The sequence below is a fragment of the Pseudoflavonifractor intestinihominis genome (genome assembly GCF_040096055.1).
Taxonomy (GTDB): domain Bacteria; phylum Bacillota; class Clostridia; order Oscillospirales; family Oscillospiraceae; genus Pseudoflavonifractor; species Pseudoflavonifractor intestinihominis.
Map to the genome: position 1 here is coordinate 44,826 of NZ_JBBMFK010000014.1, position 12,247 is coordinate 57,072.

General features: G+C 63.0%; 11 protein-coding genes. 6 read left to right on the top strand and 5 right to left on the bottom strand.

Going from position 1 to position 12,247, the window contains the following annotated elements:
• Nucleotides 1-13 precede the first annotated feature (13 nt).
• Genes WMO64_RS09785 through WMO64_RS09800 form a run of 4 tightly spaced genes read left to right on the top strand, consistent with a single transcriptional unit; the run spans nt 14 to nt 4,044 of the window.
• Nucleotides 14-1,828, top strand: a complete 1,815-nt coding sequence (locus WMO64_RS09785) for an ABC transporter permease subunit (protein WP_349231848.1) — start codon at nt 14-16, stop codon at nt 1,826-1,828.
• 7 nt (nt 1,829-1,835) lie between these two features.
• Nucleotides 1,836-2,831, top strand: coding sequence for an ABC transporter ATP-binding protein (locus WMO64_RS09790; protein WP_294520413.1), 996 nt, complete (start codon nt 1,836-1,838; stop codon nt 2,829-2,831).
• Nucleotides 2,821-3,831, top strand: a complete 1,011-nt coding sequence (locus WMO64_RS09795) for an ABC transporter ATP-binding protein (protein ID WP_294520417.1) — start codon at nt 2,821-2,823, stop codon at nt 3,829-3,831. Before WMO64_RS09790 ends, WMO64_RS09795 begins: the two co-directional genes overlap by 11 nt.
• Before the next feature lie 6 nt (nt 3,832-3,837).
• The gene (locus tag WMO64_RS09800) at nt 3,838-4,044 is read left to right on the top strand and encodes a hypothetical protein (protein ID WP_294520420.1); all 207 of its coding nucleotides are present in this window, start codon (nt 3,838-3,840) and stop codon (nt 4,042-4,044) included.
• A 42-nt stretch (nt 4,045-4,086) separates the two neighbouring features.
• Here the strand turns inward: WMO64_RS09800 and WMO64_RS09805 are convergent, their stop codons facing one another.
• The gene (locus WMO64_RS09805; protein ID WP_349231849.1) at nt 4,087-5,169 is read right to left on the bottom strand and encodes a helix-turn-helix domain-containing protein; all 1,083 of its coding nucleotides are present in this window, start codon (nt 5,167-5,169) and stop codon (nt 4,087-4,089) included.
• Between the two features lie 230 nt (nt 5,170-5,399).
• Between WMO64_RS09805 and WMO64_RS09810 the strand changes: the two genes are divergently transcribed.
• The gene (locus tag WMO64_RS09810; RefSeq protein WP_349231850.1) at nt 5,400-5,816 is read left to right on the top strand and encodes a PaaI family thioesterase; all 417 of its coding nucleotides are present in this window, start codon (nt 5,400-5,402) and stop codon (nt 5,814-5,816) included.
• Between the two features lie 92 nt (nt 5,817-5,908).
• Here WMO64_RS09810 and ppdK read toward each other — a convergent pair whose 3' ends face one another.
• Nucleotides 5,909-8,542, bottom strand: coding sequence for a pyruvate, phosphate dikinase (gene ppdK, locus WMO64_RS09815; protein WP_349231851.1), 2,634 nt, complete (start codon nt 8,540-8,542; stop codon nt 5,909-5,911).
• A 396-nt stretch (nt 8,543-8,938) separates the two neighbouring features.
• On the bottom strand, nt 8,939-9,454 hold the full coding sequence (locus WMO64_RS09820) for a cob(I)yrinic acid a,c-diamide adenosyltransferase (protein WP_349231852.1): 516 nt from the start codon (nt 9,452-9,454) through the stop codon (nt 8,939-8,941).
• Nucleotides 9,455-9,678: 224 nt separating this feature from the next.
• Between WMO64_RS09820 and WMO64_RS09825 the strand changes: the two genes are divergently transcribed.
• Nucleotides 9,679-10,722, top strand: a complete 1,044-nt coding sequence (locus tag WMO64_RS09825; protein ID WP_349231853.1) for a DUF975 family protein — start codon at nt 9,679-9,681, stop codon at nt 10,720-10,722.
• A 76-nt stretch (nt 10,723-10,798) separates the two neighbouring features.
• Here WMO64_RS09825 and tsaA read toward each other — a convergent pair whose 3' ends face one another.
• The gene (gene tsaA / locus WMO64_RS09830) at nt 10,799-11,263 is read right to left on the bottom strand and encodes a tRNA (N6-threonylcarbamoyladenosine(37)-N6)-methyltransferase TrmO (protein WP_349231854.1); all 465 of its coding nucleotides are present in this window, start codon (nt 11,261-11,263) and stop codon (nt 10,799-10,801) included.
• 10 nt (nt 11,264-11,273) lie between these two features.
• Nucleotides 11,274-12,041, bottom strand: coding sequence for a 4Fe-4S binding protein (locus WMO64_RS09835; protein ID WP_349231855.1), 768 nt, complete (start codon nt 12,039-12,041; stop codon nt 11,274-11,276).
• Nucleotides 12,042-12,247: the final 206 nt, after the last annotated feature.

The following is a 12,247-nucleotide window of genomic DNA, read 5'->3' on the forward strand; positions in this document are numbered from 1 at the left end:
AGGAGGGAAGACAATGCGAAATCAAAAGAAAAAATCCACCCGCCGCTCCACCGCCTCCATGGCGGCCCAGCGCATGGTGGTGGGCAGTCTCCCTCAGGAGGAGGACGAGGTCCTTCAGAGTCCCATGCAGATGGTGCTCCACTCCTTTGTCCGGGATAAGATCGCCATGGCCGGCGTAATCCTGTTCGTCTTTATCTTCCTGTGCTGCGTGATCCTGCCCTACTTTTTCCCCATCGACCTGTACTATCAGGACGTGACCCAGTCCAACGTGGCCCCCGGATTCGGCATGATCACCGTGCCCAGCGGCCTCCAGGGCAACGCCCAGGACATGTCCGTGGGCAGCTCCTTCTCCGTGGGCGTGGATAAGGACGGCAACGTCTACGAGTGGGGCACCTTCCCCAACGACAAGCTGAAGAACATCCCCAGCTCCAGCGAGACCGGCAAGCTGGTGCAGATCTCCGCCGGTCTGGACCACGTGGTGGCCGTGAATGAGGACGGCCAGGTCTTCACCTGGGGCAACGACCGCATGGGTCTGAGCAACATCCCCATGGACCTGCGCACCGGCGGCAACAACATCAAGCAGATCCTGGCCGGCTACCAGATTTCTCTGGCTCTCACCGAAGAGGGCAAGATGTACAACTGGGGCAGCGAGTACCTGCTGCGCATCACCTACCCCGAGGGCGTCCAGGGCAACATCGACAAGTTCGCCGCCAGCACCAACATCGTCATGGTGCTGACCAAGGACGGCGAGGTGGTGCCCCTGACCACCAAGACCTCCGCCTACACCAACATCCCCGAGGAGATCCAGGGCAACGTCATTGACCTGGCCATCACCGACGAGAGCGCCGCAGCCGTCACCTCCGACGGCCGGGTGTACACCTGGGGCAACAACATCAAGAAGTCCCTCAACGTGCCCGAGGAGATTCAGGGCCAGGTGACCGCCATCTCCGCCGGCCGCTATCACTACACCGCCATCCTCCAGGACGGCAGCGTGGTGTCCTGGGGCGACAACACCCACGGCCAGGCCTCCGCTCCCTCCAGCGCCACCTCCGTGGCCTCCGTGGATGCCGGCTACTACGCCAACTACGCCATTCAGGAGGACGGCACCGTGGTGTCCTGGGGCCTGAAGGGCTACCTGATGGGCACCGACGCCTTTGGCCGTGACCTGTTCCGCCGTATTCTGGTGGGCGGCCGTATGACCATGACCGTGGGCGCCATCTCCGTCATCATCTCCACCATCATCGGCATCATTGTGGGCGGCGTGTCCGGCTACAAGGGCGGTAAGGTGGACAACCTGCTCATGCGTCTGACCGAGATCGTCTCCTCCATCCCCTTCCTCCCCTTCTGTATCATCCTGTCGTCCATCCTGGGCAACAGCATCAGCGAGACCCAGCGTATCATCCTGATCATGTGTATCCTGGGCCTGCTGTCCTGGCCCGGTATCGCCCGTCTGGTCCGCGGCAGCGTGCTGGCCGAGCGTGAGCAGGAGTTCGTCACCGCCGCCAAGTCCCTTGGCGTCAAGGAGTCCGGCATCATCTTCCGGCACATCCTGCCCAATATCATCACTGTCATCATTGTCAACGCCACCCTGAACTTCGCCACCTGTATGCTGACGGAGTCCTCCCTGTCCTTCATCGGCTTCGGCGTCAACGAGCCCAACGCCACCTGGGGCAACATGCTCACCGGCGCCCAGAACGGTCAGGTCATCGAGAACTACTGGTGGCGCTGGGTGTTCCCGGCCCTGATGCTGGGCATCTGCACCATCAGCATCAACTGCATCGGCGACGGCCTGCGGGACGCCATCGATCCCAAGTCGAAAGAGAGGTGAACCGGATATGAGTCTGCTTGAAGTAAAAAATCTGCACACCTACTTCACCACCAAGAAAGGTATCGTGAAGGCGGTCAACGACGTGACCTACAGCCTGGAGGCCGGCAAGACCCTGGGCATCGTGGGTGAGTCCGGTTCCGGCAAGAGCGTTTCCGCCATGAGCATCATCCGCCTGCTGGACGGAAACGGCTATATCGAGAGCGGCAGCATCACCTTTGACGGCCAGGATATCATGGCCGCGTCCGACAAGGACCTGCACCACATCCGGGGCAACGAGATCTCCGTGATCTTCCAGGAGCCCATGACCTCCCTCAACCCGGTGTTTACCATTGAGCGGCAGATCGGCGAGGTCCTGGTGCTCCACCAGCACATGAACAAGAAGGAGGCCCACGCCAAGGCCGTCTCCCTGCTCTCCGACGTTAAGATCCCCAACCCGGAGCGGGTGGCCAAGCAGTACCCCTTCCAGCTGTCCGGCGGCATGCGCCAGCGCGTCATGATCGCCATGGCCCTGGCCTGCCGGCCCAAGCTCCTCATCGCCGACGAGCCCACCACCGCCCTGGACGTGACCATCCAGGCCCAGATCCTCAAGCTGATGAACGAGCTCAAGCAGCAGACGGGTTCCTCCATTCTGTTCATCACCCACGACCTGGGCGTCATCCATGAGATGGCCGACGAGGTGGCCGTCATGTACTGCGGCCAGATCGTGGAGAAGGCCGACGCGTACACCATTTTCCACAAGGGAGTCCACTCCCACCCCTACACCGAGGGTCTGATGACCTCCATCCCCCGGCTCAACACCCCCAAGGGCAAGCGGCTGGAGGCCATCCCCGGCGCGGTGCCCAACCCCCTGTACCTGCCCAAGGGCTGCAAGTTCGGCCCCCGCTGCAAGTACTGCACGGAGAAGTGCAGGCAGGCCGAGCCCGAGCTGGTGGAGGTCGCGCCCAATCATCTAGTCCGGTGTTTCTACCCGGAGAAGGCGGGGAGGACAGAACATGGAGAATGAGAAAAAAGTGCTGCTGACCGTCCGGGACGTGAAGCAGTATTTCCCGGTAAAAAAGACCAAGCTGCGGGAGAAGCAGCGCTACGTCCGCGCCAACGACGGCATCTCGCTGGATATCTACGCCGGCGAGACCCTGGGCCTGGTGGGCGAGTCGGGCTGCGGCAAGTCCACCTTCGGGCGCACCCTGCTGCAGCTCTATCCCCAGACCCACGGCGACGTCATCTATCACAAGGACGGCAAGGACATTGACCTGAAGAAGCTGCCCAAGGAGGAGATGCGGGTGCTGCGCAAGGACCTGCAGCTCATCTTCCAGGACCCCTACTCCTCCCTGAACCCCCGTATGACGGTGGGCCAGATCATCGGTGAGGGCCTGGTGTCCCACGGTATCTTCAAGCGTGGCGACCCCGCCATGCGGGACTATATCTTCAAGGTCATGGAGAACTGCGGCCTGGACACCTATATGTTCGGCCGTTACCCCCACCAGTTCTCCGGCGGTCAGCGGCAGCGTATCGGCATCGCCCGCAGCCTGGCCCTCAACCCCGCCTTTGTGGTGTGCGACGAGGCCGTGTCCGCTCTGGACGTGTCCATCCAGTCCCAGATCCTCAACCTGCTGTCCGACCTGAAGGAGAAGCAGAACCTCACCTACCTGTTCATCACCCACGACCTGAGCGTGGTGAAGTATATCAGCGACCGCATCGGCGTCATGTACCTGGGCAACATGGTGGAGCTGGCCCCCACGGAGGAGCTGTTCGCCAACACCCTGCACCCCTACACCGAGGCCCTGCTCTCCGCCATTCCCGTGGTGGACGAGGAGGACAAGCGGGAGCGCATCCTGCTGGAGGGCGACATCCCCAGCCCCGTCAATCCCCCCTCCGGCTGCAAGTTCCACACCCGCTGCCGCTACTGCCAGCAGAAGTGCAAGGAGGAGGTCCCTGAGTGGACCAACGTGGGCAACGACCACTATGTGGCCTGCCACTTCCCCCTGCACAAAAAGGAAGGATGAGTTCCCGTGCTCTTTGGGAAAAAAATTAACCGGGTCGTGAACGTCAAAGAGGCCGAGGAGCGGTTTGATAAGGAGCGGGAAGAGCTGCCCCTGGAGAAAAAAGACCGTCTGGCCATGATCCTGGCCGCGCTGGCTGTGTTCATCCCGGTGCTCATCGGCGTGCTCGCCGTGTTCCTGCTGGTGCTCTACTTGTTCTTCTTCCGTTTCCTCTGATTCAAAAGGCCGGGTCCCGCTCAGGGACCCGGCCTTTCTGCGTCATTCTCCCTCCCGGTTCAGCTTTTCCCACTGCTCCAGCAGGCTCGGGTACTCCTCCCGGTTTTCCTCCAGCAGCTGCCGGACACCGTCCGCCGCTGTGGCGCCGAAGTCGTCATAGGCGGCGCTCTGGCTGGGGACGATGAAGCGCACATTCTCCAGTGTGCAGTCGGGCGCTGCGTCAAAGCGGGCGGCCTGGTCCCTGGCCTGCCGGAGATATTCCTCCGCCTGTTCTCCATCCCCCATATCCAGGCTGGAGAAGGCGCACAGCGCCAGGAGCATGACGCTGACCTTGTCCAGATAGGAGATCTTGCCCGGCTTCTTCAGCCCCTCCTGGAATTGGAGCAGCAGCCGGGTGAAGGCAAGGGCATCCCCCGCTCTGCCCAGGTGGAGACAGGCGTTGCTGTAGCCAATGGCGAATCGGACCAGCTGGCTGCCGGCGTCCATCAGCGCCTTGGACAGGTAGGTCAGGGCCTCCTCACTGGTGGCCTCGTCCATGGCCAGCTCGTTTCCAATCGCCATGTTGTTGATGCCCGCTGTGTTGTTCTCCTTCAGCAGGGCGATCCCCTTCTCCCGCTCCCCCTGGCTCAGGTAGGCTGCCGCAATGTCGTTACGGATGGAGATTTCCCCGATTTCCGGGTCCCGGTTCTGGTCCAGCAGGCCCAGGCTCCGCCGGAAGAGTTCACGGCAGCGCCGGAGCATCTGGCCGTCCCCCAGCTCTATCCCCGCCACCTGGCAGAGCTGGGCGCACTCGTACACCACCCGGAAGCTGTTGGGGTACTTCTGCAGGGCTTTCTCCCCCTCCCGAAGGGCCTCATCGTAATGTTTGCCCCTGCGCAGGGTCTTCAGCCGCTCCAGCCTGTCCTCCAGGGCCGTGCTCTGCCGCTCATACCCCAGAAGCACATCCACGCTGGTCTCAAAAAACTCCGCCAGCTCCATCATCAGGGACACGTCCGGGATACAGCTGCCCGTCTCCCATTTGGACACCGTCCCCACCGTGATCCCCATGGCCTCGGCCAGCTGCTCCTGGGTCAGTCCCCGCTCTTTTCTCAGCATGCGGATGTTCTCCGCCAGACACACTTTCATGTGCTCACTCCTCTCTTGTTTGTGCCCTCAGTATACCGCCCTTTTTCTCCGGATTGAAGGCGGTATTTTTCTTGTTGAGATGGAAAAATATTTCCTGTCAGGAAAATACGTGTGGGACACAGGCGGCCTGGAGCCGCAAAAACCGGTTGTGCTTCTCTGCTGTACTTGCTATAATTTATCCACCGCACAGACCACACCTGTGCAAAATTCTTCAGAAAGGGGTGCTCTCCATGCCCACCCTCGACCAGATCCGCGCCTGCTTTTCCGGCGACCGCTTTGCCACGGAGGCCGCCGGCGTGATCATCGATCTTGCCGAACCCGGCCATGCCGTCTGTTCCATGCCCATCCGCCCCATCCACCTCAACGCCAACTCCGTCCCTATGGGGGGCGCCATCTTCACCCTGGCGGACTTCACCTTTGCCGTGGCCGCCAACGGCCACAGCCAGCGCATCACCGTCACACAGCAGGTATCCGTCACTTTTCTCTCTCCCTCCCGGGGCAAGACCCTCATCGCGGAGGCCAAGTGCCTGAAGGCGGGCCGCACCACCTGCCTGTACGCCGTGGACGTCACCGACGACCTGGGCGCCCAGGTTGCCCATCTCACCGTCAACGGCTACACGGTGGACAAGCCCCCCAAGGGCGCCTGAGCCCTTCTGTCTGACGCAGAACGTGAAAAAGGCCCTCAGTTCCTCGCGGAACTGAGGGCCTTTTTTATGCTGTAAGGGATGTCCCTGCCCGTTTAGCGGGGGTTCTTGATGGCGGCCTGAGCGGCGGCCAGACGGGCGATGGGCACACGGTAGGGAGAGCAGGAGACATAGTTCAGGCCGACCTTGTGGCAGAACTCCACGGAGGTGGGATCGCCGCCGTGCTCGCCGCAGATGCCCAGGTGGATGGTGGGACGGGTCTTGCGGCCCATCTCGGCAGCCATCTTCACCAGCTTGCCCACGCCCTTCTGATCCAGGTGGGCGAAGGGGTCGGACTCGTAGATCTTCTTCTCATAGTAGTAGCTCAGGAACTTGCCGGCGTCGTCGCGGGAGAAGCCGAAGGTCATCTGAGTCAGGTCGTTGGTGCCGAAGGAGAAGAACTCGGCCTCGGTGGCGATCTCGTCGGCGGTGAGGGCGGCGCGGGGGATCTCGATCATGGTGCCGACCTCGTACTTCATATCAATGCCGGAGGCCTTGATGATGGCGTCGGCAGTGGCGACCACCACGTCCTTGACGTACTTGAGCTCCTTGACCTCGCCCACCAGGGGGATCATGATCTCAGGCACCATGGTCCAGTCGGGGTGCTTCTTCTGGACGTTGATGGCGGCGTTGATGACGGCGGTGGTCTGCATCTCGGCGATCTCGGGGTAGGAGACGGCCAGACGGCAGCCGCGGTGACCCATCATGGGGTTGAACTCATGCAGGGAGGCGATGACGTCCTTCAGGTGCTCCACGGTGATGCCCAGGTCGGCGGCGATCTCCTTGATGTCCTCCTCCTTGGTGGGCAGGAACTCGTGCAGCGGGGGATCCAGGAAGCGGATGACGACGGGGTCGCCCTCCATGGCCTCGTACAGGCCCTCGAAGTCGCCCTGCTGATAGGGCATGATCTTGGCCAGGGCCTTCTTGCGGTCCTCGGTGTTGTCGGCCACGATCATCTCGCGCATGGCCTTGATACGGGTCTCCTCGAAGAACATGTGCTCGGTGCGGCACAGACCGATGCCCTGGGCGCCGAAGGCGCGGGCCTGCTTGGCGTCTCTGGGGGTGTCGGCGTTGGTGTACACCTTCAGCTGGCGGTACTTGTCGGCCCAGCCCATCAGGCGGCCGAAGTAGCCGGAGCCGGGATCGGCGGGCACGGTGGGAATGGCCTCGCCGTAGATATTGCCGGTGGAGCCGTCCAGGGAGATGTAATCGCCCTCGTGGTACTCCTTGCCAGCCAGGGTGAACTTCTTGTTCTCATAGTCCACCACGATGTCGCCGCAGCCGGACACGCAGCAGGTGCCCATGCCGCGGGCCACCACGGCGGCGTGAGAGGTCATGCCGCCGCGGACGGTCAGGATGCCCTGCGCGGTCTGCATGCCCTCGATATCCTCGGGAGAGGTCTCCAGACGGACCAGGACCACCTTCTCGCCGCGGGCGTGCCACTCCTTGGCGTCCTCGGCGGTGAAGACCACGCGGCCGCAGGCGGCGCCGGGAGAGGCGGCCAGGCCCTTGCCCACCACCTGGGCCTTCTTCAGGGCCTCGGGGTCAAAGGTGGGGTGCAGCAGGGCGTCCAGCTGCTTGGGCTCCACGCGGCAGACGGCTTCCTTCTCGTCGATCATGCCCTCGTCCACCAGGTCCACGGCCACCTTCAGAGCGGCCACGGCGGTGCGCTTGCCGTTACGGGTCTGGAGCATGTAGAGCTTGCCGTTCTCAATGGTGAACTCCATGTCCTGCATGTCCTTGTAGTGCTGCTCCAGGCGGTTGGCGATGTCGGCGAACTGCTCGTACACCTCGGGCATCTCCTCGTGGAGCTTGCTGATGGGGGAGGGGGTGCGCACGCCGGCCACCACGTCCTCGCCCTGGGCGTTGATCAGGTACTCGCCGAACAGGGCCTTCTCGCCGGTGGCGGGGTTACGGGTGAAGGCCACGCCGGTGCCGGAGCTGTTGCCGGAGTTGCCGAACACCATGGACTGGACGTTGACGGCGGTGCCCCAGTCGTAGGGGATCTCGTTCAGGCGGCGGTACACATTGGCACGGGGGTTGTCCCAGGAGCGGAACACGGCCTTGACGGCCTCCATCAGCTGGACCTTGGGGTCCTGGGGGAAGTCCTCGCCCTTCTCCTTCTTGTAGAACTCCTTAAACAGGACCACCAGGTGCTTCATGTCGTCGGTGTCCAGCTCCACGTCCTGCTTGACGCCCTTCTTGGCCTTGACGTCGTCGATGATCTCCTCAAAGCGCTTCTTGGACAGCTCCATGACCACGTCGGAGAACATCTGGATGAACCGGCGGTAGGAGTCGTAGGCGAAGCGGGGGTTGTTGGTGAACTTGGCCAGGCCCTCCACCACCACGTCGTTCAGGCCCAGGTTCAGGATGGTATCCATCATGCCGGGCATGGAGGCGCGGGCGCCGGAGCGGACGGACACCAGCAGGGGGTTCTCGGGATCGGCAAACTTCTTGCCGCAGATCTCCTCCATCTTGGCCAGGTACTCATAGATCTGAGCCTGGATCTCCTCGTTGATCTGGCGGCCGTCGTTATAATACTGAGTGCAGGCCTCGGTGGTGACGGTGAAGCCCTGGGGGACAGGCATACCCAGATTGGTCATTTCGGCCAGGTTGGCGCCCTTGCCGCCCAGCAGCTCACGCATGGAGCCGTTGCCCTCGGAAAAGAGATAGACGTACTTATGTGCCATGTATACTTCCTCCTTAGCGGGATGGGGATAAGAAGCGTGGCGTCTGTCCTTCCAAAGCGGACAGTCTGTCCTCTTCGGGAGACGCGCAGGCGGCCGCGGCCTGATTTCCCCTTAATGGAAATCATTATATCATTTTGTCAAAACTTTTCAAGGTTTCTTTGTATAAATTATGCAACATTTTATCATACTAAAAATTTACCCGTATTTTTTATTATTTTAAATGCATGCTTTATGCAGTTTTTTCATTTTCCTGTTTTTGTTATTGTAAAAATTATTATCTATTTTCTCTTTTCCATTTCTCTATTTGTGCAGTTTTTCGCTCCAATTTTTTCACTTTTCTGCCGTAGAAAGACAAGGTGCGCGCCAGGCTTCCGCCCAGCGCGCACACTCTGTCGTTTACCACTCAATGCCCTTCCGGGCGGCCACGCCCTTGTCGAAGGGATGGCGAATTTTTTTCATCTCAGTGATGTAGTCGGCCCGCTCCACCAGGGCGGGGTCCGGGTCCCGGCCGGTGATGACCACTTCCAGGTCCTCCGGCGCACCGTCCAAAAAGGCCAGCACCTCCGCCAGGGGCAGCAGGCCGGTGGACACGGCGGCACAGCACTCGTCCAGCACCACCAGGCCGCAGCCCCCCGCCTTCACCAGTCCGGACACCTGCTGCAGGGTCTCCCGCATCCGGGCGGAGGCGTCCGCCTTCTCCTGGTCGTTCATCATAAAGGTGAATTTCACCTGCTCGGGCACCGGCAGCAGGGTCACCCCGGGCACATGGGCGATGGCGTCCCGCTCGCCGCTGTCCCCGCTCTTGAGGAACTGGGCGATGACCACCTTTCTCCCCCGGCCCGCCGCCCGCAGGGCCAGGCCAAAGGCGCAGGTGGTCTTCCCCTTTCCGTCTCCGCAGTAGATATGAATCATGGCTGCTCCTCCTTATTTCTGTTTTTCAGATGGCCGCTCCGCCGGAGGGCCGGAAAAATCTGTGTTCTGTCTGCGGGCGGGAGGGCTCCGCCTTCCCCCGCCCTGTCAGCCCCACTATACCAGATTGTCCGCCCCGCCGCAACGGGGTTTCTTTCCCTCTGCGGTTTGCATTTCCCCGCCGGGTATGGTATGATGCACACATCTGAGAGAGGGGGAATCCGCTCATGTACAACGCTCCCATGTTTGGCCCGCCCGTATTTGTCGACCGAAAAGAACTGAAGCGGGCCGCCAAGGAGGACCTGCGCACCACCCATCCCAGGGTGTGGAAGGCGACGCTGGTCTATCTGCTCCTCACCAGCGGACTTTTCCTCCTGCTGGACCTGGTGGTGGGCGGCTCGGTGGCCGGCATCCGGGACACGCTGGCCGCCCTGCTCACCTACACCGACCCCCAGCAGCTCCTGAACGCCCTCTACACCCCCGCCTCCCCTGTGGCGGTGCCCGTCTTTTTCCTCCGCATCCTGCTCCAGCTCTACGCCGTGGTGCTGTCCTTCGGCTATTACAGCTACACCCTCCGGCGGGTCCGCGGCCAGGAGACCGGCTTCGGCGACCTGCTGGGCGGCTTCGGCATGACGGGCCGGGTCATTGTGATGAACCTGATTATCCTGGCCTTCTCCGTGTGCTGGGCGCTGCTGGTGCTGATCCCGGTGACCCTGATCCTGTCCTTCCTGGTGACAATGCTGGCCATGGGCTCCTATTTCTATACCCCCTCCGTGGAACTGTTCACCCTCCAGATGGTGGCCATGTATGTGGTGTTTATCGTGGTGTTCATCGCCGCCGCCCTGCTCATCCTGTTCCTGGTGCTGCGGTACGCCCTGGCCCCCTTCTGCCTGGCCGACCGGCCCGACGGCGGACCCCTGGAGGCGGTGCGCCGCAGCCGCACCATGCTCTTCGGCCGCTACGGGGAGATCTTCAAGCTGGCCCTGTCCTTCCTGGGGTGGGACATCCTGGCCGCGGTGCTCTCCGGGCTGGTGACCGGCGTGTGCGTGGGGCTGGGCTGCTTCTTCTTCCTGGGCATGGGCAGCACCGCCGCCCTCACCGCCGGCATCATCGCCAGCCAGGTGCTCTCCTTCCTGCTGCCCCTGCCCCTCACCATCTGGCTCACGGGGTACTACACCGGCACCCTGGCCCGGTACTACGACGCCGTCTCCGCCGCCGCACAGCCCGCCGGTGAGCAGCAGATGCCCGGCAACGGCAGCCATCCCTTCTGATCTTCTATACTCCAACAAAAAAGGTCCGTTCCCTCGGGAACGGACCTTTTTTCTGCTCTCTGAGCCCCGGAGGCGCTCACTCCCCCCGCTGCCGGGCCTCCTCATAGGTGTGGGGCCAGCTGTCGTGCCAGTAGGGTTCCCTGGCCTCGGTCACCCGGTCCAGGCCGGTGGAGTAGGGCTTGATGTCCAGCACGGGGGTGCCGTCCTCCGCGTCGCTCCAGTCCAGGGTGAGCACCCCCCGCTCTCTGTCCACATCCAGGATGCGCCCGGTGGACAGGGCGATGGGGTTGGGGCGGCTGGGGGACCGGCTGGCAAAGACCCCCATGGGCCCCGGTGTGCCCCGGTGGGGCGGCCTGACCTGGAGGCGGCTCCGGTCCTCCGGGTTGTCCCGGCGGTCAAACCACCAGAGGATGTGCACGTGGCTGTACAGCTCCAGGCCCAGCAAGCCGGGGGCGTAGGCGGGGTCCAGCTCCACCCGGACTCCGTTCTCATCCTTTCTCAGCACCCCGATGGGGGAAATATGCAGCGCTGTGTGTTCCATGGCGCCCCCCTTATGCCCGGTAGAAGGTCTCGGGCAGCCGGTAGGGGGCGCATTTGAGCTCAAAGGCCTTGCGGGCGGTCTGGTAGACCGGGCCCCGGAAGGCCCTGGAGCCGGTGGGGCACACCCGGATGCAGGCCGCGCAGGCGATGCAGGTGTCCTCCCTGGTCTTGGCGGGCTCCGCTGGGTCGATGGACCCGGTGGGGCAGATGGCGGCGCAGGCGCCGCAGCCGGTGCAGGTCTTGTCCCCGGAGGGCCGGAAGGAGGAGGCGCCCGGCTTCTTGTAGGGCCGGCTGCCCTTCACCAGGATCTCGCCGGGGTGGCTGTCGGAGAACAGGCCCCGCCGGGCCTGACACTCCCGGCCAAAGGCGGCGATGGCCGCCATGTCCTTTTCATCGGGCCGGTGGGCGGCCACGGTGGGGAAAATGGAGTGCTTGGCGATGAAGGCCCCCGCCCCCACCACCCGGAAGCCCTGGGCCTCCAGCAGATCGGTCAGCTCCAGCAGGGCGTCGTCATAGTCCCGGTTGCCGTACACCGCGATGGCCGCCGCCGGGCCGCCGCTGCCCTTCAGATGGGCCAGGGAGGACAGGCACAGGCCGGGGATGCGGCCCGCATACACCGGCATGCCCACCACCAGCATCTCCTCCGCGCCCACGGCCAGGTCCTCTTCCAGCGGTGCCTTCAGCAGGTCCACCTGCTCCCCGCCGGGCTCCATGGCGGCGGCTGCCGCCACCGTGACCTGTCTGGTGGTGTCGTTTGGACTGAAATAGACGATTTTCAAGGTAAGCTCCCCTTTCCCAGCTCCGCCCGTTCCGGGCGGTGGCTTCACGCGGCGGGCGGCAGAGGCCGGCTTTTTGCGGCCCTTGCCGCGCCAATAACCCCCTCGGCGGTTTATTCAGCAGGCATCATTATACCACATCCCTTCCGGCGGTTCCAGCCGGAAGGCCGGTGGAACTTCTCCCGGGCCCCTGTGCAAAAAGCTGTGCG

Bases quoted from the DNA above. Each gene is read 5' to 3' on its own strand.
- WMO64_RS09785 (WP_349231848.1), top strand. From the start codon at position 14: ATGCGAAATCAAAAGAAAAAATCCACCCGCCGCTCCACCGCCTCCATG.
- WMO64_RS09790 (WP_294520413.1), top strand. From the start codon at position 1,836: ATGAGTCTGCTTGAAGTAAAAAATCTGCACACCTACTTCACCACCAAG.
- WMO64_RS09795 (WP_294520417.1), top strand. From the start codon at position 2,821: ATGGAGAATGAGAAAAAAGTGCTGCTGACCGTCCGGGACGTGAAGCAG.
- WMO64_RS09805 (WP_349231849.1), bottom strand. From the start codon at position 5,169: ATGAAAGTGTGTCTGGCGGAGAACATCCGCATGCTGAGAAAAGAGCGG.
- WMO64_RS09810 (WP_349231850.1), top strand. From the start codon at position 5,400: ATGCCCACCCTCGACCAGATCCGCGCCTGCTTTTCCGGCGACCGCTTT.
- ppdK (WP_349231851.1), bottom strand. From the start codon at position 8,542: ATGGCACATAAGTACGTCTATCTCTTTTCCGAGGGCAACGGCTCCATG.
- WMO64_RS09820 (WP_349231852.1), bottom strand. From the start codon at position 9,454: ATGATTCATATCTACTGCGGAGACGGAAAGGGGAAGACCACCTGCGCC.
- WMO64_RS09825 (WP_349231853.1), top strand. From the start codon at position 9,679: ATGTACAACGCTCCCATGTTTGGCCCGCCCGTATTTGTCGACCGAAAA.
- tsaA (WP_349231854.1), bottom strand. From the start codon at position 11,263: ATGGAACACACAGCGCTGCATATTTCCCCCATCGGGGTGCTGAGAAAG.